Here is a 22,141-nt window from a genome sequence, read left to right as displayed (position 1 = left end):
GGCGTCGGGTCAGACGTCGAGCAGCTCGGCTTCCTTGCCCTTGAGCAGCTCGTCGATCTGGTCGACGTGCCGCTTGGTGACCGACTCGAGCTCCTTCTCGGCGCGGGTGCCCTCGTCCTCACCGACCTCGCCGTCCTTGACGAGCTTCTCGAGGCTGGTCTTGGCGCTGCGGCGGATGTTGCGCACCGAGACGCGGGCCTCCTCGGCCTCGCTGTGCGCCATCTTCACGTACTCGCGGCGGCGCTCCTCGGTGAGCTGCGGCATCGTGCAGCGGATGATGTTGCCGTCGTTGCTGGGGTTGACCCCGAGGTCGGCCTGCTGGATGGCCTTCTCGATGGCGTGCATCGAGCCCTTGTCGAACGGGCTGATGATGATGGTGCGCGCCTCGGGCGTCTGGAACGACGCGAGCTGCTGGAGCGGGGTCGGGGCGCCGTAGTAGTCGACGGTGATCTTCTGGAACATGCCGGGGTGGGCACGGCCGGTGCGGATGCCGGCGAAGCTCTCCTTGGCGACCTCGACGGCCTTCTCCATCTTCTCCTCGGCCTCGAACAAGGTCTCGTCGATCATCGCGGCGCTTCTCCTTCGGTCCAGGCCGCGTTCGCGGCGCTGAGGGTCCAGTGTGTCAGGGGTTCGGGACGTCCGGGCAGGTCACCCGGCCGAGACGAGCGTGCCGATCGGCTCGCCGCGCAGCGCCCGGGTGATGTTGCCGTCGCCCTCCATCCCGAAGACGACCATCGGGAGGCGGTTGTCCATGCAGAGGCTGAAGGCCGCGGCGTCGACGACCTTGAGGCCGGTGCGCAGCGCCTCGGCGAAGGTCACCTCGTCGAGCTTGCGGGCGTCGGGGTTCGTGCGAGGGTCCGCGTCGTAGACGCCGTCGACGCCGTTCTTGCTCATGAGCACGGCGTCGCACTGGCACTCCAGGGCGCGCTGGGCGCTCACGGTGTCGGTGGAGAAGTAGGGCATGCCGGCGCCGGCGCCGAAGATGACGACCCGGCCCTTCTCGAGGTGGCGGATGGCGCGGCGCGGGATGTACGGCTCGGCGACCTGGCCCATCGTGATGGCGGTCTGCACGCGCGTGTCGACGCCCTCCTTCTCGAGGAAGTCCTGCAGCGCCAGGCAGTTCATCACGGTGCCGAGCATCCCGATGTAGTCGGCGCGGGCCCGCTCCATCCCCTTCTGCTGCAGCTCGGCGCCGCGGAAGAAGTTGCCGCCGCCGACGACGATGGCCACCTCGATGCCCTCGCGCACGGCCTCGGCGATCTGGCGGGCGATGCCGCGCACGACGTCGGGGTCGACACCCACCTTGCCGCCGCCGAACACCTCGCCGGAGAGCTTGAGCAGGACGCGCCGGGAGCGACCCGGAGCAGTCGGGGCCGGGGCCTCGGCGGTGGCAGGCGTGGTCACGGGGCCTCCTCGGCGGGTGGTGCGGCGGTCGACCGATCCTGTCACACCCGGGGCACCGCGACCCAACCGGGAAACCGGCGGGTAACACGGGGCTGGCAGGATCGCGGCGTGGCCGACGAGCGCGAGGTGCTGACCTGGGAACGCTTCGACGAGGCGGTGTGGTCGCTCGCCGAGGAGATCGCCGCCGACGGCGTGCCCGACATGGTGCTCTCGATCGCGCGCGGCGGGCTGATCGTCGGCGGGGCGCTGGGCTACGCGCTCGGCGTGAAGAACACGTACACGATGAACGTCGAGTTCTACACCGGCGTCGACGAGCGCCTCGAGGTGCCGCGCATCCTCCCGCCCGCGCCGGACTTCGTCGACCTCCACGACGCCACCGTGCTCGTCGCCGACGACGTCGCGGACACCGGGCTGACGCTGCGCTCGGTGCAGGAGTTCTGCGCCGGGAAGGTCGGGCGGGTGCGCACGGCGGTCATCTACGCCAAGCCGCGCTCGGTCGTGGTGCCGGACCACGCGTGGGGGCACACCGACCGGTGGATCTCGTTCCCGTGGAGCGACCGTCCGCCCGTCACGGGCCGCGGCGCGCTCGACGCCTGACGTCGCCGGCCCGGGGGCCGGGCGGACGCTCGGACAGGCAGAGGGCTCGCCGGCTCCACGCATCGAGCGCGACCGAGGGGGGCTCGGGCACTCTTTGCCTGTCGGTGCGTCCGCCGCACGGACGGTCGGGGGCGGGCTCAGGGCCAGAAGGCGCCGTTGCGGAGCATGAACTCGGTCTCGGTGTCGCGCCCGCCGGTGGGGTCGCGGGGTGCCTCGACCTCCTGGGCGGTGCTCATGTCCTCGGGGGCGATACGGGGCAGGTCGACGTGCACCCGCCGCTCGAGGTCGTGCCGGTCGGTCTGCTGCGCTGCGTCCATGGTGGCCTCCCTGACGCCATCGTCGCACGTCACGGTGCCCGCCCGACAGGTGTCGGTGGCCGGTCGTACGGTGCGGGCATGAGCACCGACCACGCAGACGTCGTCCGGGCCTACTGGGCCGCCGCCGAGGCCCGTGACTGGGACGCCTTCGCCGCCACCCTCTCCCCCGACGTCGTCTACCGCGTCCCGCAGACGCGCGAGGTCGTGCGGGGCCGCGAGGCCTACCTGCGCTTCAACACCGAGTTCCCCGGCGACTGGCACGTGCGGGTCGACCGCGTCCTCGCCGACGCGCAGGGGGCGATGAGCCGCACCACCTTCACCGTCGGCGGCGAGGTGATGACCGGCCTGTGCCTCTTCACGATGGACGAGCAAGGGCTCGTCGCCGAGGTCGAGGACTGGTGGCCCGAGCCGTACGAGCGTCCCGCGGACCGGGCGCACCTCACCGAGCTCGAGGGCTGACACACGACGCCGCCCCCGGGCGGACCCGGGGGCGGCGTCGTGGTGGCGCTGCGTGCAGCGCGCCGGATCAGCTCCCGACGCGGAAGCGCGCGAAGCCGGTGGCCGACGCGCCGGCCTCGTCGAGGACCTTGGCGACGGTCTTCTTGGGCTCCTTGGCGAACGGCTGCTCGAGGAGCACCTGCTCCTTGAAGAAGCCGTTGACCCGACCCTCGATGATCTTCGGCAGGGCGGCCTCGGGCTTGCCCTCCTCCTTGGCGGTGGCCTCGGCGACGCGACGCTCGTTCTCGACCGTCGCGGCGTCGATCTCCTCGCGGGAGAGGACGCTCGGGCTGAACGCCGCGACGTGCATCGCGACGTCGCGGGCCGTCGTGTCGTCGCCACCGGTGGTCGAGACGAGGACACCGATCTGCGCGGGCAGGTCGGGGCTCGTCTTGTGGAGGTAGGAGACGACGTGCTCGCCCTCGAGGCGGGCCACGCGCTTGACCTCGATCTTCTCGCCGATGGTCGCGTTGGCCTCGTCGAGGAGCTCCTTGACCGACTTGCCGTCGGACAGGGTCGAGCCGAGCAGGGCCTCGGCGTCGGCGGCCTTGGTGGCCACGGCCTGCTCGAGGACCTGGTCGGCCAGGGCGCCGAAGCGCTCGCCCTTGGCGACGAAGTCGGTCTCGCAGAGGACCTCGACGAGGGTGCCCTCGCCGGCGCCCGCGCGGGCGGCGACGAGGCCGTTGGAGGCGGTGCGCCCCTCGCGCTTGGTGACGCCCTTCTGGCCCTTGACCCGCAGGATCTCCTCGGCCTTGACCAGGTCGCCGTCGGCCTCGTCGAGGGCCTTCTTGACGTCCATCATCCCGGCCGCGGTCTTCTCGCGGAGCGTCTTGATGTCAGCGGCGGTGTAGTTCGCCATAGGTGGTGTTCGCTCTTTCCTGGTAGCGGTGGGCGGGGTGCGCTGCGGCTCAGGCCTGCTCGGCCGGAGCGGCCTCGGCCTTCTCCTCGGCCGACGCCTCGGCGGCGGGGGCCTCGGTGGCCTCGGCGGCGGGGGCCTCGGTGGCCTCGGCCTCGACGGCGGCAGCCTCGGGGGCGTCCGCGGCGGCGGTCTCGCCGGCCTCGGGGGCAGCGGCCTCGGCGGCCTGGCCGGCGAGCAGCTCGCGCTCCCAGTCGGCCAGCGGCTCCTCGGTGGTCGACTCGCCCGCGGCGGCCTGGCCACCGGAGCGGCTGATGAGGCCCTCGGCGACGGCGTCGGCGATGACGCGGGTCAGCAGCGTGACCGAGCGGATGGCGTCGTCGTTGCCCGGGATCTTGTAGTCGACCTCGTCGGGGTCGCAGTTGGTGTCGAGGATCGCGATGACGGGGAGCCCGAGCTTGCGGGCCTCGTCGACGGCGAGGTGCTCCTTCTTGGTGTCGACGATCCACACCGCGGAGGGGACCTTGGCCATCGAGCGGATGCCGCCGAGGGTCTTCTCGAGCTTGTCCTTCTCACGCTTCATCATGAGGAGCTCCTTCTTCGTGCGACCGGAACCGGCCACGTCGTCGAAGTTGATCTCCTCGAGCTCCTTGAGGCGCGTGAGGCGCTTGGAGATCGTCTGGAAGTTGGTGAGCATGCCACCGAGCCAGCGGTGGTTGACGTAGGGCATCCCGACGCGCGTCGCCTGTTCGGCGATGGGCTCCTGGGCCTGGCGCTTGGTGCCGACGAAGAGGATGGTGCCGCCGTGGGCGACGGTCTCCTTGACGAACTCGAACGCGTTGTTGATGTACGTCACCGACTGCTGCAGGTCGATGATGTAGATCCCGTTGCGCTCGGTCATGATGAAGCGCTTCATCTTCGGGTTCCAGCGACGGGTCTGGTGCCCGAAGTGGACGCCGCTCTCGAGGAGCTGGCGCATGGTGACGACGGCCATCGTCGTTCTCCTTGTGTGTGTGGTTGTCAGTTACGTCGGTGGTGTCCGAGCCCGTGAGGGTGGACCCACCTGCCTGGCGCCGCGACGCACCCCGGACGACCGTGACCTCTGCGAGGTCGCGACCGTCACTGCCGTGGTGCGCCCCTGCTCGGTGGACGAGCCTCGTCGCAGGGAGGTGACGCGCGAGATGTGACCTCCGTGTGCGAGCACACGAGGGCCACCCGACATCGTACGGTCCCGGGGGCCCGGGCACGAAATCGTCGGGGCCCGGCGAGCGGCCGGCAACCCGCGTGACGCCGGGCTCGGCCGCGAGGTAGCGTCGCGTCCTCGTGGGTGGCTTCGTGGGGCGGGCGGTCGGGCGGGTGCTCGACGTCGTCGCACCCCCGCGGATGGGGACCGCCTTCCGCTGGAACCTCGCCTCGTCGTGGGTCGGGCAGGTGGGGGACGGCATCGCGCTGGCCGCCGGGCCGCTGCTGGTGGCCACGCAGACCCGCTCCCCCGTGCTCATCGCCGCGGCGGCGGTGGTGCAGCGCCTCCCCGGGCTCGCGATCGGGCTGTACGCCGGCGCGGTCGCGGACCGGGTCGACCGGCGCCGGGTGGTCATCGTCGCCAACCTCGCGCGGATGGCCGTGCTGGCCGCCCTCGTCGCGACGCTGCTGACGGGCACGCTGTCCATCGGGCTGCTGCTCGGGCTGCTCCTGCTCGTCGGGACCGCCGAGGTCTTCGCGGACACCGGGTGGCGGGCCATTCTCCCGATGCTCGTGCGCAGCGAGGACCTCGGGCTGGCCAACGCCCGGCAGATGTCGGGCTTCCTCGTCGCCAACCAGCTCATCGGGCCGGCCGTCGGCGCCGGGCTGTTCGCCCTCGGGTCCGCCGTGCCGTTCGGCGTGCACGTGCTCAGCCTGCTGCTGGCCGTCGGGCTGTTCTCCCGGGTGCGCCTGCCCGCGGTGGAGCGGGAGCGGCCCGACCAGCACGTGGGCCGCGACATCGTCGACGGGCTGCGGTGGATCGCCCACAACGCCCCCGTGCGCACGCTGACGGTCGTCATCCTCGTCTTCAACATCACCTGGGGTGCGCCCTGGGGTGTGCTCGTCTACTGGGCGCAGGAGCGCCTGGGGGTCGGGCCGGTCGGGTTCGGCCTGCTGACGACGGCCTCGGCGGTGGGCGGCATCGTCTCGGTCCTGTCCTACGGGTGGCTCGAGCGGCACGTGGCGCTGGCCCGGCTGATGAAGGCCTGCCTGCTGCTGGAGGTGCTGACCCACCTGGCACTGGCCGTGACCACCGTGTGGGCCGTGGCGCTGGCGGTCATGGTGCTCTTCGGCGGCTATGCCTTCGTCTGGGGGTCGCTGTCCTCGGCGGTGCGCCAGCGCGCCACCCCCATGGAGCTGCAGGGGCGGGTCGGCTCGGTGTACTGGGTGGGGCTGGTGGGCGGCCTGCTCGTCGGGCAGCTGCTGGGCGGTGTCATCGCCGAGCGGTTCGGGGCGGCCGCGCCGTTCTGGTTCGCCTTCGCCGGGTCCGGGGTGACGCTGCTCCTGGTCTGGCGCCAGCTGGACCACATCGCGCACGCCGACGCGGGCGACGCCTAGCCTGCGGGCATGCCCTCGACTCCCGGCCACCCGGCGCTCGCCCCGTTCGGCACGACGATCTTCGCCACGATGTCGGCCCTCGCGGCCGAGCACGGCGCGATCAACCTCGGGCAGGGGTTCCCGGACACCGATGGCCCGCGCGAGGTGCTCGACGCGGCGGTCTCGGCCGTGCGCGCCGGGCTGAACCAGTACCCGCCGGGCCCAGGGGTGCCGGGGCTCCTCACGGCGGTGGCCGAGCACCAGTCGCGCTTCTACGGGCTCGAGGTCGACCCGGCGAGCGAGGTGCTGGTGACGGTCGGCGCCACGGAGGCGATCGCCGCGACGGTGCTCGCCCTGGTGCGGCCGGGCGACGAGGTCGTCACCTTCGAGCCGTACTACGACTCCTACGCCGCGACCATCGCCCTGGCCGGCGGGGTGCGCCGGACCTCGGTGCTGCGCTTCCCCGAGTTCGCCGTCGACGAGGCGTCCCTGCGGGCCGCGTTCTCGTCGCGCACGCGCGTAGTGCTGCTGAACAGCCCGCACAACCCGACGGGGAAGGTCTTCACGCGCGCCGAGCTCGAGCTCGTGGCCGAGCTGGCGCGCGAGCACGACGCCTGGGTCGTCACCGACGAGGTGTACGAGCACCTGGCCTTCGACGGGACGGAGCACGTGCCGATGGCGACGCTGCCCGGCATGCGCGAGCGGACCCTCACCATCTCCTCGGCGGGAAAGACGTTCTCCACGACCGGCTGGAAGGTCGGGTGGGTCTGCGGGCCGGCCGAGGCCGTGGCGGCGGTGCGCTCGGTCAAGCAGTTCCTGACGTACGTGGCGTCCGGGCCGTTCCAGCACGCGGTGGCCGTCGGGCTCGGGCTGGGTGACGACGTCTACGCCGGGCTCGCGTCGTCGCTGCAGGCCAAGCGCGACCGCCTGGTCTCCGGGCTGCGCGCCGCGGGGATGGCGGTGTCGGTGCCGCAGGGCGGGTACTTCGTGGTCGCCGACGCCGCGACGCTGGGGGCGGAGGACGCCGTCGCGTTCTGCCACGAGCTGCCGGCGCGGGCCGGGGTGGTCGGTGTGCCCGTGTCCGTCTTCCACGACGACGCCGACGCGGCGCGGACCCTCGTGCGGTTCGCCTTCTGCAAGCAGGACGACGTGCTCGACGAGGCGTGCCGTCGCCTCGCGGCGCTGCGCGACACCTGAGCACCGGGCCGCCCCGCCGCGTCGTCCACAGGCCGGCCTGCGGCGCCGGTCCGTCCACAGATCTCCGGTGAGCCCTCCCGGTCCGGGTCCTCGCCGCGCAGGCTCGAGCGATGGACCACCTGCTCCCCCTCAGCGGCCTCGTCGCCGCGGCGGCCGCCGTCGCCGCGCTCCTCGGGGCCGCGCCCGGACCCGTGGCCCCTCCCCCGGCACACGCGAAGGCGTCGGTCACCGGCGCACCCGTGCCGGGCGCACGGGCCCCCACCGCGGTGCCGCGCGCGGGGCCCCGGTGGCGGTGGCCGCTCTCGCCCCGCCCGGAGGTGCTGCGCCCGTTCGTCGCGCCGGCCTCCCCGTGGGGCCCCGGTCACCGGGGCCTCGACCTCGCGGCCCCACCGGGGGACGCGGTCCTCGCCGTCGAGGCCGGGCGCGTCACGCACGCCGGGTCGGTCGCCGGCCGCGGCACGGTGTCGGTGCTGCACGCCGACGGCCTGACGAGCACCTACGAGCCGGTGCGGGCGAGCGTCGTCGTCGGTGATGTGGTGCGGGCCGGCGAACGGCTCGGTTCCGTGGACGGCGTGGCGGCGGGGCCGGCATCGCACTGCGGCGGGTGCCTGCACCTCGGGGCCCGACGGTCCCCGCTCTACCTCGACCCCCTGCCGCTGCTCACGGGGTCGGGGCGGGTCCGGCTGCTGCCCCTCGGCGAGGGGAGGTGAGCGTCAGGGACGCAGCGAGGTGAGGGTCAGGAGCGCAGGAGCCCGGCCGGCCGGTCGACCACGGTGACGGCCGCGGTGTCCGGGCGCGGGCTCGCCCCGGCGGCCGCGGCACCGTCCGGGCGCAGGACCCACCACCCGGCCGCCACCACGACGAGCAGGACGACGGCCGCGACGAGCGCCCACCGGCGGCGCGCGGCGCGCCGCCGAGCGGCCCGCCGCGCCGCGGCGCGGGTCTGGGCGCGGGTCACGGGGGCCTCGGACGGGTCCTCACGGCGGGTGAGCGGGTCACCCGGCGCGCGGGTCGGCCACGGGGGCAGGGCACCCGCTGCGGACGGGGACGGGTCGGGCCTGCCCTCGCCGGCGGTCGGGGTCGTCGCCGGGACGGGCCCCGGCTCGTCGGCGAGCTCGTCGTCCGGTGTCTCGTCGAACCACGACGACCGCGAGGCGGCACCGAGGTCGACGGCGGACGGCCCCGGCGCGGCGGCCGGCGTCGCGGAGCCGTCGTCCGGCGTCCCGTCACCGGCCGGGTCGGCCGAGGTCTCGTCGAGCGGGCCCTCGTCCCACCACGAGTGCGTGGGGACCGGTGCGTCCGCGACCGCGAGGTCCTCGTCGGGCTCCACGGCCCGGGGCGCGGGCACCGACGTCAGGGCGGCGTCGTGGGCGTCGGCCAGTGCCGCGACCCACGCCTGCTCCGGGCTGGGCGCGCTGGAGGGGCCGACGTCGGATGGAACGGCGACCTCTGAAGGGAGGTCGGCGGCCGGGGCGGCCACGGGCCAGCCCTCGTCCTGCGCCGCCACCGCCACGGGCCAGTCCACGTCGTCGGGATCCGTGACCGGGGGTCCGTCCGCGTCCCCATCCTGAAGGGTGGCGGGTTCGCCCTCGGCAGAAGCGGGTTCGCGGCGGGCGACGACGGCCCACGGCTCGAAGGCCGGCCGTGACGCATCGCCCTCCAGGCTCGGCCACTCGACGCGGCGGCCGGGACGTCGCTCCGGGTCGGCGCCGACCTCGGGCACCTCCGGCTCGGCGGCCTCGGGCTGGGCGACCTCCGCGGCGGCCTCCGGCTCGACGACCTCCGGCTCGTGGGCGAACGGCTCGGGCTCCACGACGTCGGGCTCGACGACCTCGGGCTCCACGACGTCGGGCTCGACGGCCTCAAGCTCCATCGGCTCGGCGGCGACCGGCGCTCCTGCGCGCACCCCCTCCGTCTCGGCGGGCGCGGTCCCCCCGGCCATGAGGTCGGCGAGGCTCGGTCGGACCGGGACGGCGGGGGCGGCGAGCGGCTCGGTGGTCGGGGCGGCTCCGGCCGCCTGCGACGAACGACGGCCACGGCCGAGCAGCCGGCCGCGACCACGGGCGGGCTGCTCGGGCAGGTCGGGCTCGTCCTCGACGAAGTGCAGCTCGGCCGGGCCCTTGGGCTCGACGTAGAGCCGGCGGACCTCGGAGATCCACTCCGAGTAGCCGGTGTCCGCGGCCGCCGAGGACCCGGCGTCGCGGGTGGGGTGGCCGTCCTGGGTGGGCTCAGGCACGGGGGTGCGCCTGGGCGTAGGACCGCTTGAGGCGGTCGACGGAGACGTGCGTGTAGATCTGGGTGGTCGCCAGCGACGCGTGGCCGAGCAGCTCCTGGACCATCCGCAGGTCCGCCCCGCCCTCGAGGAGGTGGGTGGCCGCGCTGTGCCGCAGCCCGTGCGGGCCGAGGTCCGGGGCGTCGGGCACGTGCGCCAGCAGGCGGTGCACCGCCTCGCGCACCTGGCGGGGGTCGACGCGCCGGCCGCGACGCCCGAGGAGCAGGGCCGGCCCGCTGTCCTGGGTCACCAGCCGGGGGCGTCCGCCGTCGAGCCAGGAGGTGACGGCGTCACGGGCCGGCTTCCCGAACGGGACGCGCCGTTCCTTGTCGCCCTTGCCGACGACGCGCAGGACCTGCTGGTCGAGGTCGACGTCGTCGACGTCGAGGCCGGTGAGCTCACCGACGCGGATCCCGGTGCCGTAGAGCAGCTCCAGGGCCGCGCGGTCGCGCAGGTGCACCGGGTCGTCGTCGTCGGCGGCGACCGCCGCGACATCGAGGAGGGATGCGGCCGAGCGCTGGGCGAGGACCGGCGGGAGGGTGCGTTGACGGCGGGGCGCGGCGAGCCGGAGCGACGGGTCGTGCTCGACCCGGCCGGTGCGCTCGCACCAGCGGAAGAAGGTCCGCAGCGAGGCGGACGTGCGCGCCAGCGTCGAGCGGGCCGCGCCGCCGCGCGCCACCCGGCCGAGCCACCCCCGCAGGTCCGCGAGGGTGACGGCGCGCAGGTCGGGGTCACCGGTGGCGTCGAGGTCGTCGAGGAAGGCCCCCACGTCGCTCGTGTAGGCCCGCACGGTGTGCTCGGAACGCCCGCGCTCGGAACGCAGGTGGCGTTCGAAGGCGGGCAGCACCTCATGGCGGACGACGGTCACCCCGACACCGTCGCACCGTGGCCTGCCGTGCGCAACGAGAACCGCCGCAGGTTCATCCGTTCGTCCACCGCCCCGGCCGAAGGTCCTGCGGCGCACTCACCCTCCGCCGGTGACCAGCGAGGACGCCGTCTTGCGCCACCCGCCCCCCTCCCCCTCGAGCAGCCCCATCGCCTCGAGCACGGCCAGCGCCGCCGGCACCCTCGCGGGGTCGGAGCCGGAGAGGACCGCGAGGCGGTCCGCGCTCGCCCGTTGACGCACGGGCGCCGCGGCCCAGACGGCGTACTCGAGCGGCTCGAGGGCGTCGGTGGGGCGGGGCGCGGGCCGGCGCGGGTCCGCGAGCTCGTCCCCGACCCGGGCCGCGAGCTCGGCCACGTCGGCGGTGTCGGTGACGAGGACCGCGTCGGTCTCGCGGAGCAGCTCGTGGCAGCCGGCCGAGGTGGCGCTGGAGACCGGGCCGGGCACGGCGCCGACCGGTAGGTGGTGGGTGCGGGCCTCACGGGCGGTGGACAGCGAGCCGGAGCGCAGGCTCGCCTCGACGACGACGGTGGCCCGGGCGAGCAGCGCGATGAGGCGGTTGCGGGCGAGGAAGCGCCCCCGGAGCGGCACCGCCCCGGGCGGCACCTCGCTGACCACCGAGCCGGTGCCGGCGATCGCCTCGAGGAGGCGGTGGTGGGCCTTCGGGTAGGCGACGTCGACCCCGCACGCGAGCACGGCGACCGTCGTGCCCTCGGCCGCCAGCGCACCACGGTGGGCCGCGGCGTCGATGCCGTACGCCGCGCCGCTGACGACGCTCCAGCCGCGGCCGGCGAGGCCCTCCCCCAGCTCGGCGGCGACCCGGAGGCCGTAGGGGCTGGCGGCGCGCGAGCCCACGACGGCCACCGCGCGCTCGGCCATCGCCGCGAGGTCGGGGTCGCCGCGCACGAACAGGCACGTCGGAGGAGTCTCGTGACGGTCGACGCCCGGCGGCCACTCGGGGTCCCCGGGGACGAGGACGCGCGCCCCGGCGTCGCGGACCTGCCGGGCGAGTCCCTCGAGGTCGAGGTCGGCCAGCCGGACGTAGCGCTCGGGCGAGCCGGCCCGCCGACGCAGCGCGGCGAGGGTGGCGACCGCCCCCTCGGCGGCCAGCGACCGCGCGATGCCGTGGTTCCCGGGCTCGAGGAGGAAGGCGAGCGCGACCCGCGCCCACCGCTCGTCGCGCTCGAGCGGGGACACCGGGGCGCTCACGCCGCCACCCCCTCGGTGCGGCGCAGCTGCAGCCCGGTCGCGACGTCCTCGCGCGTCGGGACGGTGCGGCCCGCGAGGTCGGCCGCGGACCAGGCCACCCGCAGCACCCGGTCGTAACCGCGCAGCGTGATGCGGCCGGCGTCCAGGGCGGTGTCGAGGGCCAGTGTCACGGCACCCGGGAGCCGGTAGGGGGCGCGCCGCAGGACGTGCCCGGGGACGACCCCGTTGACCGTCCAGCCGCCCGCCGTCCAGCGCTCGGCCTGTGCGCCCCGGGCGGCGAGCACGCGCGCGGCGACGACGGCGCTGGCCTCGCCGGCCTCCTCGGCGAAGGCCGCCCGCCGGACCGGCGGCACGTGCAGGTGCAGGTCGACACGGTCGAGGAGCGGCCCGGACAGCCGGCCGAGGTAGCCGCGCACCTCGCGGGGCTCGCAGGTGCACTCGGTGCCCTTGCCGAAGGACATGCCGCACGGGCAGGGGTTGCTGGCGAGGACGAGCAGGAAGCGTGCGGGGTAGCGGACCACCTGCCGCGCCCGGGCGATGACGACCTCCCCCGACTCCAGCGGCTGGCGCAGCACCTGCAGCACCGAGGAGCGGAACTCCGGGGCCTCGTCGAGGAAGAGGACGCCGTGGTGGGCCTGCGACACCGAGCCCGGCAGCACCGTGGCCGACCCGCCGCCGGCGAGGGCCGCCACCGACGTGCTGTGGTGCGGTGCGACGAAGGGCGGGGTGCGGTCGAGGGCGGTGACCTCGCCGACCGGCGCGACGAGCGAGCGGACCGCGTGGACCTCCAGCGCCTCGACCCTGCCGAGGGGTGGCAGCAAGGTGACCAGCCGTTCGGCGAGCATCGTCTTGCCCACGCCCGGTGGACCGGTCATCAGGACGTGGTGACCACCGGTGGCCGCGAGCTCGAGGGCCGCCCGGGCCTCGGGCTGGCCGACCACGTCGGCGAGGTCGACGCCCGCCGTGGTCGGCCGGTGCCCGGGAGCCGCTCGCGGCGCGACGGGCAGCACCGCCCCCTCAGCGACCGCGCGGTACCAGCCCACGACCTCCTCGAGCGTGGCCGCCCCGTGCACCGCCACCGCCTCGACGAGCTGGGCCTCGGCCACGTTCTCGAGCGGCACGACGACGTGCCGGGCCCCGCGCCGCGCGGCCTCGAGCACCGCGGGCAACACCCCGCGGACCCCGCGCAGCCGGCCGTCGAGGGCCAGCTCCCCGAGGTGCACGACGTCGCGGACGGCGTCGCGCTCCAGGACGCCGGCCGCCGCGAGGACGGCCACGGCGATGGCGAGGTCGAACCCGGCCCCACGCTTCGGGACCGAGGCCGGCGAGAGGTTGACGGTGACCCGGTGCGCCGGCACCGGCACCCCGCTGTTCGCCGCGGCGGCCCGCACCCGGTCGGGGGCCTGGCGGCAGGCGGTGTCGGGCAGGCCGCCGACGGTGAAGCACGGCAGGCCCTGGCCGATGTGCGCCTCGACGTCGACGAGCGTGCCGTCGAGGCCGGAGAGCGCGACCGACCGGGTGCGCCCCAGACCGAGGGTCACGACCCCACCCCGACGACGTGCCGTACCTCGGCGGGTGAACCGGGCCGGCAGAGGACACCCACGACGTCGATGCGCAGCGGACCCTCGTGCCCACCCCGCTCGCGCACGTACGCCGCCGCGAGCCGGCGCAGCCGCAGGGCCTTGGCCACGGTGACCGCCTCGACGGGCTCGCCGAACCCGGTGCCGGAGCGCGTCTTGACCTCGCAGACGACGAGGCAGCCGGCATCGAGCGCGACGACGTCGACCTCGCCGTGCTCGCAGCGCCAGTTGCGCTCGACCACCTCCATCCCCCGCTCGCGCAGGTACCGCACCGCGAGCTCCTCCCCGTACCGGCCGAGCCCGGCCCGCCGGTCCCGGGGGCCGCCACCCGTCGTCGTCTCCATGCGCCGAGCCAACCGGGGCGCGGACCCGTCCGACAGCCCCGGACACCGATCTGTGGACGACGGAGGCCGCGACGGGCCCCTGTGGACGACGAGGGCAGCGACCGCGTGCGAGCATCACGGTGACCCCCATCGACCCGAGGAGCCCGCCGTGACCGCGTACCGCGTCGTCGACCCCGCCACGAACGAGCCGGTCGCAGAGCACCCGACCGCCTCCGACGCCGACGTCGAGGCCACCCTCGCCCGCGCGCACGCCGCCGCCCGCACCTGGCGCGACACCCCGGTCGCCGAGCGCGCCGCCGTCGTCCGCCGCGCCGGCGAGCTGTTCGCCGAGCGTCGCGACGCCCTCGCCGCGCTCATCACCCGGGAGATGGGCAAGCGCACCCGGGAGGCGCAGGGCGAGCTGGGCCTCGTCACCGACATCTGCACCTACTACGCCGAGGACGGCCCGGGCCTCCTCGACGACGAGCCGCTCGCCCCGCGCCGCGGCGGCCGCGCCGTGCTGCGTCACGAGCCCATCGGCGTGCTCCTCGGGGTCATGCCGTGGAACTTCCCGTACTACCAGGCGGTCCGGCTCGCCGCGCCGAACCTCGTGGCCGGCAACACGGTCGTCGTCAAGCCCGCGCCCCAGTGCCCCGAGTCGGCGCTGGCCGCGGCCGAGGTCTGGCGCGATGCCGGCCTGCCCGACGGCGCGTACGAGGTGCTCCTCGCCACCGACGAGCAGGTGGCCGCCGTCGTCGCCGACCCGCGCGTGGCCGGGGTCTCGGTCACCGGCAGCGAGCGCGCCGGCTCGGCCGTGGCCGCCGAGGCCGGCCGCCACCTCAAGAAGGTCGTCCTCGAGCTCGGCGGCTCCGACCCGTTCATCGTCCTCGACGACGCCGACCTCGAGCGCACCGTCAAGCACGCCGTGAACGCGCGGATGCAGAACTGCGGCCAGGCGTGCAACGCGGCCAAGCGCTTCCTCGTCGTCGACGCCGTGCACGACGCCTTCCTCGAGCGGTTCGCCGCCGCCCTCGCGACCCTCTCCCCCGGCGACCCCAGCGACCCCGCGACCACCCTCGCCCCGCTCTCCTCGGAGGCGGCCGCCGAGCGGCTCGTCGAGCAGGTCCGCGACGCCCTCGACCACGGCGCCACCGCGGTCGTCGGCGGCGCCGAGCGCCCCGACCGCCCGGGCGCCTGGGTCACGCCCACCGTCCTCACCGGCGTCACCGAGGGGATGCGCGCCCACGACGAGGAGCTCTTCGGGCCGGTCGCCGTCGTCCACCGGGTCGCCGACGCCGACGAGGCGGTCGAGCGCGCCAACGCCTCCGGGTTCGGGCTCGGCGGAGCCGTGTTCGGCGCGGACCCCGACGCCACGGCCGACGTCGCCGCCCGCCTCGAGACCGGGATGGTGTGGGTGAACGCGATGCAGGGCTCGATGGCCGACCTGCCCTTCGGCGGCACCAAGCGCTCGGGCACCGGGCGCGAGCTGGGTCCGCTCGGCATCCGCGAGTTCCTCAACACCAAGCTCGTCTACGAGCCCGGGGCCCGCTGAGCCGCGCCGAGCCGCGCCGCGCCGCGCCGGGCCTCAACGGCTCAGAACTCGCCCTTGGGCAGCTCGAGCTCGGACTTCGCGAGCTCCTCGACGTTGACGTCCTTGAACGTCACGACGCGCACCGTCTTGGCGAACCGCGCCGGCCGGTAGATGTCCCAGACCCAGGCGTCGTGCATCGTCACGTCGAAGAAGACCTCGCCGCCGTCGGTCCGCACCGACACGTCGACGCTGTTGCAGAGGTAGAAGCGTCGCTCGGTCTCGACGACGTGGCTGAACAGCCCGACGACGTCCCGGTACTCGCGGTACAGCGCGAGCTCGGCCTCGCTCTCGTACTTCTCCAGGTCCTCCGAGTTCATCGCTCCCCCACGCTCGTCAGGTCGGTCAGGGTGGTGGTCGGGACGGTCTGCGGCACCGGCCCATCATCGTGCATCGTCCCCGGTAGCCGCCACGACCGCCGGTGCCACACCGACGGGCCGTGCACGCGCAGGGCGTCCATGTGCTCGGGGGCCGCGTAGCCCTTGTTGCCGACCCAGTCGTAGACGGCGTGCTCCTCCTCGGAGCCCAGCTGGACCATCAGGCGGTCGCGGGTCACCTTGGCCAGCACCGAGGCCGCGGCCACCGACGAGCACTTCAGGTCGGCCTTGACCATCGTCGTGACCGGCGGGGTGGTGACGGCCGACTCGTGCGCGAACGCGAGCAGGCCGACGTCCTCGGGCGCGGTGAGCCAGTCGTGGTTGCCGTCGAGGATGACGAGGTCGGGATGCACCCCGCAGGCCGCGAGCGCCCGGGTGCCGGCCAGCCGCAGCGCCGCGATGATGCCGACGTCGTCGATCTCGGCGGCGCTCGCGTGCCCCACCGCGTGGCAGAGGGCCCAGCGCTCGATGCGCGGCACCATCGCCTCGCGGGCGTGCGGCTGGAGCAGCTTGGAGTCGCGGACGCCCTGCGGCGCCGTGCGGCACGTCTCGTCGATGACGACGACGCCCACGGTGACGGGCCCGGCGAGCGCGCCGCGGCCGACCTCGTCCATCCCCGCGAGGACCCGGTGGCCGTCGCGCTGGAGGGCGCGCTCGACCCGCAGGCTCGGGCGCTTGGTGCGCGGTGCCGGGCTCACTTCGCCGGCGGTCGGGCGGGCACGCCCGAGAAGGTGTCGGGGTGGTCGGAGAGCCAGCCGAGGCGCGAGAAGGGCCAGACGACCGCCACCGCGCGGCCGGTGATGCGCGCCACCGGGACCGAGCCGTCGCGCCCGTCGCCGGCGTCGTCGTGGAAGCGGGAGTCCTCGCTGTCGGAGCGGTGGTCGCCCATGACCCACACCCGGCCGGCGGGGACCGTGATGTCGAAGGACACCGAGCTCGGCTGGTCGCCGGGCTTGAGGTACGGCTCGTCGAGCGGCGCACCGTTGACGGTCAGCCGGCGCTGGGCGTCGCAGCACACGACGTGGTCGCCGGGCAGGCCGACGACACGCTTGATGAGGTGGTCCTCGGACTCGCTCGGCAGCAGCCCGACGAAGACGAGCGCGTCGTGGACGGCGCCCGTGGGGCCGGTCCGCTCGACCGGCGGGACGTCGCCGAGCCAGCCGCCCGGGTCCTCGAACACGACGACGTCGCCGCGCTTGAGGTCGAAGGGGCCGGGCGTCAGCTTCGAGACGACGACGCGGTCGCCGACCAGGAGGGTGTCCTCCATCGAGCCGGACGGGATGTAGAAGGCCTGGAGCAGCCAGGTCTTGACGACGAAGGAGAGGACCATCGCCATCACGAGGACGAGGGCGACCTCCTTGACGGCCCCGATGACGACGCCGGCAGCGGAGCGCCCGGCGGGACGCGGGGCGCCCTCGGTGTCACCGTCGTCGCGGGTGCGCTCGGGGGCGCTCACGAGGCGGCCCCGGCGCTCGTCACCGGACCGAGACGGTCCAGCGGCCAGAACCGCCAGACGAGCGTGCCCACGACGTCCGTGCCAGCACCCGCGACCTCGGTCGAGGGGAGCACCCGCAGCGCGCCGTCGTCCTCGACGAGGGCGAGGTCACCGGCCTCGGCGCGTCGGTCGGTCTTGAGGACCAGCACACGGTCTCCTGGCTCGAGGGTCGGCGCCTGGGCGGCCGACGGGACGTGGTAGGACTCGACGAGGAACCCCCGCACGAGCGCCGCCGCGAGGACCCCCACGACGAGGACGACGAGCAGCCCGGGACGCCACGACCCGGCGGCCGCCACGGGGGCGGGCACCGGGTCGGTGGCGGTGGAGGCACTCACTCCGTCGAGGGTAGTCCCCCGTGCTGGGTGCTGCCCCCGGGTGTCCGGGACGGCTCTCAGGCCTTGACCGGGGTGTCGCGCTTCTCGCGGATCTTGGCGGCCTTGCCGCGCAGGTCGCGCAGGTAGTACAGCTTGGCGCGGCGGACGTCACCGCGGGTGACGACCTCGATGTGGTCGATGATCGGGGTGTGGAGCGGGAAGGTGCGCTCGACGCCGACCCCGAAGGAGACCTTGCGGACCGTGAAGGTCTCGCCGACGCCACCACCGTGGCGACGGATGACGACGCCCTTGAAGACCTGGATGCGCGAGCGCGTGCCCTCGACGACCTTGACGTGGACGTTGACCGTGTCGCCGGCGCGGAACGCGGGGATGTCGGCCTTGAGCGAGGCGCGGTCGATCTCGTCGAAACGCTGCATGGTGGTTCCATTTCTCGCGGGCTGCCACAGGTCATCCGCGGTTCTCGGGTACTGCTCGGGTGGTGGTGCGTGGCGTCCTGCCGGGCCTCATGCCCGGGTCGGACCGGGGTCCGGGGCACTCCCCCTGTGGCGGGGGCCGTTCGTGGCGTGACGCAGCGCCCCAGTCTGCCAGAGGGGGCCGGGCCCCGAGAAATCGGCGGGTGGGTGCCCGGCCCTAGGCTGCGGCCGTGACGATCGACCCCGGCCTGCCCGTCGCCCTGGCCGTCCTGCTCCTCCTCGCGGTCACCGTCGCGATGTACGTCGTCGGCCGGCTGCCGCGGCCCGCGTCGCCGGTGCTCGCGATGGCGCGCGCCATCGGCCAGCTCGGCGTGGCGGCGCTGGTCATCACCGCCGTGGTCCGCTCGCTCGCCCTCTCGGTCCTGCTGCTCTGCGTGATGTTCACGATCGCCGTCGTCACGACCGTGCGCCGCGTCGAGGCCCGCTCGGCGTGGCCGTGGGCGACGGTGGCGATGCTCGCCGGCCTGCTGCCGGTGGTCGTCGTCGTGCTCGCCACGCGCACCGTGCCACCGACCGGCCTCGCGCTCGTGCCCGTCGTCGGCATCATCGCCGGCAACACGATGAACGGGCACACCCTCACCTGCCGCCGGGCGTTCGCGGCGCTGCGCGAGGAGCACGGCCAGTACGAGGCCGCGCTCTCGCTCGGGCTGACCCGCGCCCAGGCCGTCGCCGAGGTCGTGCACCGGCGGGTGCCCGAGGCCCTCGTCCCGGGCCTGGACCAGGTGCGGACGGCCGGTGTCGTCACGCTGCCGGGCGCGTTCATCGGGGTGCTCCTCGGGGGCGGCACGCCGGCCCAGGCGGCGGCCGCGCAGGTGCTCGTCCTCGTGGGCATCATGGCCGCGCAGACGACCACCGCCGTGGTGGCCGAGCGGCTCATCGGGCGGGCCCTGCTGCTGCCCGACGACCTGCGGGCCTCGCTGCGGCCCTGAGCCTCAGGAGCGGCGGCGCTTGGTGAGGTCGACCGAGCCCGGGAACGAGCCCTCGCCGGGCACGAGCCGGTACCCGGCCCGCTTGTAGCGGCGGATGTTCCCGTCGCTGACCATGCCGGTGTTGATCCAGAACATCGAGACCGACTGCGGCACAGCCGCTTCCGCGAGCTCGAGGAGCGCCCGGCCCAGACCACGGCCCTGGAGGTCGGGGGCCACCATCAGGCGTCCGCTCTCCCAGACCGCGTCGTCGCCGGGGCGCAGCCGCCCGCGCACGGAGCCCACGAGCCGACCCGTGCCGTCGTCCGAGGGCACGCGCACCACCCAGGTGGTCCACTCCCCCAGGCCGCGGGCGACGTCGTCGAGCGTCTCGTCGAGCGGCGGGATGCCCCACTCGCCGGAGACCCGGCCCTCCTGCATCCAGCAGGCGCGCTGGAGGACGAGGAGCTCGGGGGCGTCGGCGGGGACGGCCACCCGCACGTCGAGGTCGTCGAGGCCGGTGACCGTGGCCGCAGCCGCGGCGAGGTCCGGGCGGCGGGCCGCGGTGCGGGCCACCCGCTGCTCGTGCCGCCAGCGGGCGATGGCCGCGTGGTCGCCCGAGAGCAGCACGGGCGGGACCTCGCGGGTCGTCCCGCCGTCCTCCCACACCGCCGGCCGCGTGTAGACGGGGTACTCGAGCAGCCCGCCCTCGTGCGACTCCTCGACGAGCGACTCGGCGTTGCCGACCACGCCCGGCAGCAGCCGGCCGACCGCCTCGACCATCGCGAGCACGGCGACCTCGCCGCCGTTGAGCACGTAGTCGCCGAGCGAGACGACGGTGACCGGCATCCGCTCGGCGGCGTGCTCGTAGACACGCTCGTCGAGCCCCTCGTAGCGCCCGCAGGCGAAGGCGAGCCACGGCTCGGCGGCCAGCGCGTGGGCCATCGCCTGCGTGAACGGGACTCCCCCCGGACCGGGGACGAGCAGGTGGGGCACCGCGGCGCCGCCGACCGGGCCGGCGGCCACGACGGCGTCGAGCGCGGCCGCCCAGGGCTCGGGCTTCATGACCATCCCGGCGCCGCCACCGAACGGGCTGTCGTCGACGGTGCGGTGGCGGTCGGTGGTGGAGTCGCGCAGGTCGTGGACGTGCAGGTCGAGCAGGCCGTCGCGGCGGGCCTTGCCGATGAGCGAGAGGTCGAGCGGCGCGAGGTACTCGGGGAAGATCGAGACGACGTCGAGGCGCACGGTCTCAGCCCTCGAGGTCGAAGAGGCCGTCCGGCAGGCGCACGACGACGCGGCCCCCGGCGACGTCGACCTCCGGGACGAGCGCGGCGACGAACGGCACCTCGCCCTCGCGACCGTCGGTCAGGCGCACGGCCAGGCGGTCCTGCGGCCCGAGCACGAGCCCGACAACCTCCCCGAGCCGCTCCCCGTCCGGGTCGTGCACGGCGAGCCCGACGAGCTGCTCCTCGGAGAAGGTGTCCTCGTCGTCCTCGGCGGGGCCCGCGTCCTCGGCCTCGATGACCAGCCGCGTGCCGCGCAGTCCCTCGGCGCCCGTGCGGTCGGGCACCTCCTCGAAGCCGACGAGCCAGATGCCGCGGTGCACGCGGGTCGAGCGCACGGTGAGCGCGCGGGGGACGCCGGAGCCCGACGTGGCCTCGGTGTCCAGGACCGCGCCGACCGCCAGCCGGCGCTCCGGCTCGTCGGTGTGCAGCTGGACGGTGACCTCGCCGCGCAGGCCGTGCGGCTTGCCGATGCGGGCGATGACGGTGGGCTGGCTCACGCGGTCATCCTCTCGGGAAATCGCCGACGGCGGGGCACCCCGTGAGTGGGGGCCCCGCCGTCGGATGCGGTGCGGGTCAGCGGACCCGGTCGGTGTCGACGATGTCGATGCGGACCTGGCGGCCACCGGCGAGCGCACCGAGGACGGTGCGCAGCGCGCTGGCCGTGCGGCCGGAGCGGCCGATGACGCGCCCGAGGTCCTCGGGGTGCACGCGCACCTCGAGGATCTCGCCGCGTCGCAGCTCCTTGCGCCGGACCTGGACCTCGTCCTTGTGGTCGACGATCCCGGTGACGAGGTGCTCGAGAGCCTCCTCGAGCACGGTCAGGCCTTGTCCCCGCCGGAGGCGGGGGCCGGGGCGGCGTCGGCGTCCGCGTCGGTGCTCTCGGCGGCGGCCGCACCGGAGTCGGTGTCGGCGGCGACGGGAGCCTCGGCCTCGGCAGCGGGGGCCTCCTCGACCTTCTTGGCGGCCTTCTTGCGCGGCGTGGTCGCGGCCGAGCCGTCGGCGTCGGCCTTGCCCGCGGCGGCCAGGGCAGCTTCGTAGAGGTCCTTCTTGGACGTCTTCGGCTCGGCGACGCGCAGGGTGCCCTCGGTGCCGGGCTCGCCCTTGAACTTCTGCCAGTCGCCGGTGATCTTCAGGAGGGCGGCGACGGCCTCGGTCGGCTGCGCGCCGTTGCCGAGCCAGTAGAGCGCACGCTCGCTGTCGATCTGGATGACCGAGGGCTCCTCGGTGGGGTGGTACTTGCCGATCTCCTCGATCGCCCGGCCGTCCCGCTTGGTGCGGGAGTCCATGACGACGACGCGGTAGTACGGAGCGCGGATCTTGCCCATGCGCTTGAGGCGGATCTTGACGGCCACGGTGTGGTCTCCTGTGCTGTTGTGAGCGCGGCGAGACCGCGCACGGAACGCGCGGGGAGCCGACATCTCGGTGTGTAGGCGTCCGGTCCGGTCTCCACGAGGGGTGGTCCCGGACGGGTACAGCGCTCGATTCTGCCAGACCGGCCACGACCCGGACGAATCGGGCCGGATGCCCCCGCGGCTCAGCGGTAGGGGTCGGTGACCTCGCGCAGCGCCTCGAGCGCGTCGCGCAGGCGGGCCATCCGCGCCGGCCCGAGGTGCTGCGCCCACTCCTGCTCGATGCGTGCCTCCTCGGCCCGGGCGACGGGGACGAGGGCGTCGGCACGGCCGGTGAGCCGGACGAGGCGGGCCCGCCCGTCCTCCGGGTCACGGACCCGCTCGACGTAGCCGGCGTGCTCGAGCTTGTCGACGAGCGCGGTGGCGGTCTGCTTGGCGACCTGGGCGCGGTCGGCGAGCACGCTCACCCGCGTGCCGCCCGGGTCGATGCCCATGAGCAGGCGCGCCTGGGCGAGCGTGACGTCGTCGTGGCCGGCGGCGTGCACGGCCTCGAGGACGCGGGCGATCGCCGCCCGGGAGGCGATGAACATCAGCAGGCTGGTCGGCAGCTCGTCGGCCATCGGCCCTCTTCACATGGT

General features: G+C 74.9%; 27 protein-coding genes. 7 read left to right on the top strand and 20 right to left on the bottom strand.

Translation table 11 applies throughout. The annotated features are described in order from the left end of the window. Window positions 1-9: 9 nt before the first annotated feature. Together frr and pyrH are read right to left on the bottom strand one after the other, a co-directional pair. The gene (frr, locus tag ACQZ2A_RS07720) at window positions 10-567 is read right to left on the bottom strand and encodes a ribosome recycling factor (protein WP_430209130.1); all 558 of its coding nucleotides are present in this window, start codon (window positions 565-567) and stop codon (window positions 10-12) included. A gap of 81 nt (window positions 568-648) precedes the next feature. Next, on the bottom strand, window positions 649-1,404 hold the full coding sequence (pyrH, locus tag ACQZ2A_RS07715; protein WP_430209129.1) for a UMP kinase: 756 nt from the start codon (window positions 1,402-1,404) through the stop codon (window positions 649-651). 108 nt (window positions 1,405-1,512) lie between these two features. Between pyrH and ACQZ2A_RS07710 the strand changes: the two genes are divergently transcribed. After that, window positions 1,513-2,001 (top strand): phosphoribosyltransferase, encoded by a 489-nt coding sequence (locus tag ACQZ2A_RS07710; RefSeq protein ID WP_430209126.1) that lies wholly within the window; start codon window positions 1,513-1,515, stop codon window positions 1,999-2,001. Between the two features lie 137 nt (window positions 2,002-2,138). On the opposite strand, the gene ACQZ2A_RS07705 is transcribed toward ACQZ2A_RS07710, so the two are convergent. Further along, window positions 2,139-2,318, bottom strand: coding sequence for a hypothetical protein (locus tag ACQZ2A_RS07705; RefSeq protein ID WP_430209123.1), 180 nt, complete (start codon window positions 2,316-2,318; stop codon window positions 2,139-2,141). A gap of 78 nt (window positions 2,319-2,396) precedes the next feature. On the opposite strand from ACQZ2A_RS07705, the gene ACQZ2A_RS07700 reads away from it, so the two are divergent. Continuing rightward, window positions 2,397-2,777 carry a nuclear transport factor 2 family protein gene (locus ACQZ2A_RS07700; RefSeq protein ID WP_430209120.1) on the top strand — a complete coding sequence of 127 codons (381 nt, stop codon included), beginning with the start codon at window positions 2,397-2,399 and terminating at the stop codon, window positions 2,775-2,777. 67 nt (window positions 2,778-2,844) lie between these two features. Here ACQZ2A_RS07700 and tsf read toward each other — a convergent pair whose 3' ends face one another. Both tsf and rpsB read right to left on the bottom strand, forming a co-directional pair. Continuing rightward, on the bottom strand, window positions 2,845-3,675 hold the full coding sequence (gene tsf / locus ACQZ2A_RS07695; RefSeq protein ID WP_430209118.1) for a translation elongation factor Ts: 831 nt from the start codon (window positions 3,673-3,675) through the stop codon (window positions 2,845-2,847). A gap of 49 nt (window positions 3,676-3,724) precedes the next feature. Then, window positions 3,725-4,666, bottom strand: a complete 942-nt coding sequence (rpsB, locus tag ACQZ2A_RS07690) for a 30S ribosomal protein S2 (protein WP_430209115.1) — start codon at window positions 4,664-4,666, stop codon at window positions 3,725-3,727. Window positions 4,667-4,995: 329 nt separating this feature from the next. Here rpsB and ACQZ2A_RS07685 point away from each other — a divergent pair, with 329 nt between their 5' ends. The 3 genes from ACQZ2A_RS07685 to ACQZ2A_RS07675 all read left to right on the top strand — a co-directional run bounded on the left by ACQZ2A_RS07685 (window position 4,996) and on the right by ACQZ2A_RS07675 (window position 8,138). Next, a complete protein-coding gene (locus ACQZ2A_RS07685) occupies window positions 4,996-6,252 on the top strand; it encodes an MFS transporter (protein ID WP_430209112.1) in 1,257 nt (418 codons plus the stop codon). Window positions 6,253-6,261: 9 nt separating this feature from the next. Further along, window positions 6,262-7,428: a pyridoxal phosphate-dependent aminotransferase gene (locus ACQZ2A_RS07680; RefSeq protein WP_430209109.1), complete on the top strand. Its 1,167-nt coding sequence runs from the start codon at window positions 6,262-6,264 to the stop codon at window positions 7,426-7,428. 110 nt (window positions 7,429-7,538) lie between these two features. Continuing rightward, window positions 7,539-8,138 carry a murein hydrolase activator EnvC family protein gene (locus ACQZ2A_RS07675; RefSeq protein WP_430209106.1) on the top strand — a complete coding sequence of 200 codons (600 nt, stop codon included), beginning with the start codon at window positions 7,539-7,541 and terminating at the stop codon, window positions 8,136-8,138. A 26-nt stretch (window positions 8,139-8,164) separates the two neighbouring features. On the opposite strand, the gene ACQZ2A_RS07670 is transcribed toward ACQZ2A_RS07675, so the two are convergent. The 5 genes from ACQZ2A_RS07670 to ACQZ2A_RS07650 form a co-directional block, all read right to left on the bottom strand. Beyond that, window positions 8,165-9,664, bottom strand: coding sequence for a hypothetical protein (locus ACQZ2A_RS07670; protein WP_430209104.1), 1,500 nt, complete (start codon window positions 9,662-9,664; stop codon window positions 8,165-8,167). Beyond that, on the bottom strand, window positions 9,657-10,568 hold the full coding sequence (locus tag ACQZ2A_RS07665; RefSeq protein ID WP_430209101.1) for a tyrosine recombinase XerC: 912 nt from the start codon (window positions 10,566-10,568) through the stop codon (window positions 9,657-9,659). Before ACQZ2A_RS07665 ends, ACQZ2A_RS07670 begins: the two co-directional genes overlap by 8 nt. A gap of 96 nt (window positions 10,569-10,664) precedes the next feature. Further along, the gene (gene dprA, locus ACQZ2A_RS07660; RefSeq protein WP_430209098.1) at window positions 10,665-11,792 is read right to left on the bottom strand and encodes a DNA-processing protein DprA; all 1,128 of its coding nucleotides are present in this window, start codon (window positions 11,790-11,792) and stop codon (window positions 10,665-10,667) included. Further along, window positions 11,789-13,333 (bottom strand): YifB family Mg chelatase-like AAA ATPase, encoded by a 1,545-nt coding sequence (locus ACQZ2A_RS07655; protein WP_430209095.1) that lies wholly within the window; start codon window positions 13,331-13,333, stop codon window positions 11,789-11,791. The genes dprA and ACQZ2A_RS07655 overlap by 4 nt, the downstream gene beginning before the upstream one ends. Further along, window positions 13,330-13,716 (bottom strand): YraN family protein, encoded by a 387-nt coding sequence (locus ACQZ2A_RS07650; protein ID WP_430209093.1) that lies wholly within the window; start codon window positions 13,714-13,716, stop codon window positions 13,330-13,332. Before ACQZ2A_RS07650 ends, ACQZ2A_RS07655 begins: the two co-directional genes overlap by 4 nt. 148 nt (window positions 13,717-13,864) lie before the next feature. Between ACQZ2A_RS07650 and ACQZ2A_RS07645 the strand changes: the two genes are divergently transcribed. Next, window positions 13,865-15,247 (top strand): NAD-dependent succinate-semialdehyde dehydrogenase, encoded by a 1,383-nt coding sequence (locus ACQZ2A_RS07645; RefSeq protein ID WP_430209091.1) that lies wholly within the window; start codon window positions 13,865-13,867, stop codon window positions 15,245-15,247. A gap of 41 nt (window positions 15,248-15,288) precedes the next feature. Here ACQZ2A_RS07645 and ACQZ2A_RS07640 read toward each other — a convergent pair whose 3' ends face one another. Genes ACQZ2A_RS07640 through rplS form a run of 5 tightly spaced genes read right to left on the bottom strand, consistent with a single transcriptional unit; the run spans window position 15,289 to window position 17,906 of the window. Beyond that, on the bottom strand, window positions 15,289-15,603 hold the full coding sequence (locus ACQZ2A_RS07640; RefSeq protein WP_430209089.1) for a DUF2469 domain-containing protein: 315 nt from the start codon (window positions 15,601-15,603) through the stop codon (window positions 15,289-15,291). Then, the gene (locus tag ACQZ2A_RS07635) at window positions 15,600-16,358 is read right to left on the bottom strand and encodes a ribonuclease HII (RefSeq protein WP_430209088.1); all 759 of its coding nucleotides are present in this window, start codon (window positions 16,356-16,358) and stop codon (window positions 15,600-15,602) included. Before ACQZ2A_RS07635 ends, ACQZ2A_RS07640 begins: the two co-directional genes overlap by 4 nt. Next, window positions 16,355-17,116 carry a signal peptidase I gene (lepB, locus tag ACQZ2A_RS07630; RefSeq protein ID WP_430209086.1) on the bottom strand — a complete coding sequence of 254 codons (762 nt, stop codon included), beginning with the start codon at window positions 17,114-17,116 and terminating at the stop codon, window positions 16,355-16,357. The genes ACQZ2A_RS07635 and lepB overlap by 4 nt, the downstream gene beginning before the upstream one ends. Then, a complete protein-coding gene (locus ACQZ2A_RS07625) occupies window positions 17,113-17,490 on the bottom strand; it encodes a S26 family signal peptidase (protein ID WP_430209084.1) in 378 nt (125 codons plus the stop codon). Before ACQZ2A_RS07625 ends, lepB begins: the two co-directional genes overlap by 4 nt. Window positions 17,491-17,546: 56 nt before the next feature. Beyond that, complete coding sequence (gene rplS, locus ACQZ2A_RS07620) at window positions 17,547-17,906, bottom strand: 50S ribosomal protein L19 (RefSeq protein ID WP_430209082.1); 360 nt, start codon at window positions 17,904-17,906, stop codon at window positions 17,547-17,549. Window positions 17,907-18,133: 227 nt separating this feature from the next. On the opposite strand from rplS, the gene ACQZ2A_RS07615 reads away from it, so the two are divergent. Continuing rightward, entirely contained in the window at window positions 18,134-18,892 is a 759-nt protein-coding gene (locus tag ACQZ2A_RS07615) for an ABC transporter permease (RefSeq protein WP_430209080.1), read from the top strand. 3 nt (window positions 18,893-18,895) lie between these two features. Here the strand turns inward: ACQZ2A_RS07615 and trmD are convergent, their stop codons facing one another. From trmD to ACQZ2A_RS07590, 5 genes are all read right to left on the bottom strand, one after another. Next, window positions 18,896-20,113 (bottom strand): tRNA (guanosine(37)-N1)-methyltransferase TrmD, encoded by a 1,218-nt coding sequence (gene trmD, locus ACQZ2A_RS07610; RefSeq protein WP_430209078.1) that lies wholly within the window; start codon window positions 20,111-20,113, stop codon window positions 18,896-18,898. Between the two features lie 4 nt (window positions 20,114-20,117). Further along, window positions 20,118-20,651, bottom strand: coding sequence for a ribosome maturation factor RimM (rimM, locus tag ACQZ2A_RS07605; protein WP_430209075.1), 534 nt, complete (start codon window positions 20,649-20,651; stop codon window positions 20,118-20,120). 76 nt (window positions 20,652-20,727) lie between these two features. Then, window positions 20,728-20,970 carry an RNA-binding protein gene (locus tag ACQZ2A_RS07600; RefSeq protein WP_430209072.1) on the bottom strand — a complete coding sequence of 81 codons (243 nt, stop codon included), beginning with the start codon at window positions 20,968-20,970 and terminating at the stop codon, window positions 20,728-20,730. Window positions 20,971-20,972: 2 nt separating this feature from the next. Beyond that, window positions 20,973-21,506: a 30S ribosomal protein S16 gene (gene rpsP, locus ACQZ2A_RS07595; protein ID WP_430209070.1), complete on the bottom strand. Its 534-nt coding sequence runs from the start codon at window positions 21,504-21,506 to the stop codon at window positions 20,973-20,975. Window positions 21,507-21,688: 182 nt separating this feature from the next. Continuing rightward, the gene (locus tag ACQZ2A_RS07590; RefSeq protein ID WP_430209067.1) at window positions 21,689-22,123 is read right to left on the bottom strand and encodes a MarR family winged helix-turn-helix transcriptional regulator; all 435 of its coding nucleotides are present in this window, start codon (window positions 22,121-22,123) and stop codon (window positions 21,689-21,691) included. Window positions 22,124-22,141: the final 18 nt, after the last annotated feature.

Source organism: Phycicoccus avicenniae, from assembly GCF_050496545.1.
GTDB lineage: Bacteria > Actinomycetota > Actinomycetes > Actinomycetales > Dermatophilaceae > Phycicoccus > Phycicoccus avicenniae_A.
The sequence above is the reverse complement of the archived record's forward strand: the minus strand, read 5'-3'. Positions and strand labels throughout refer to the sequence as shown.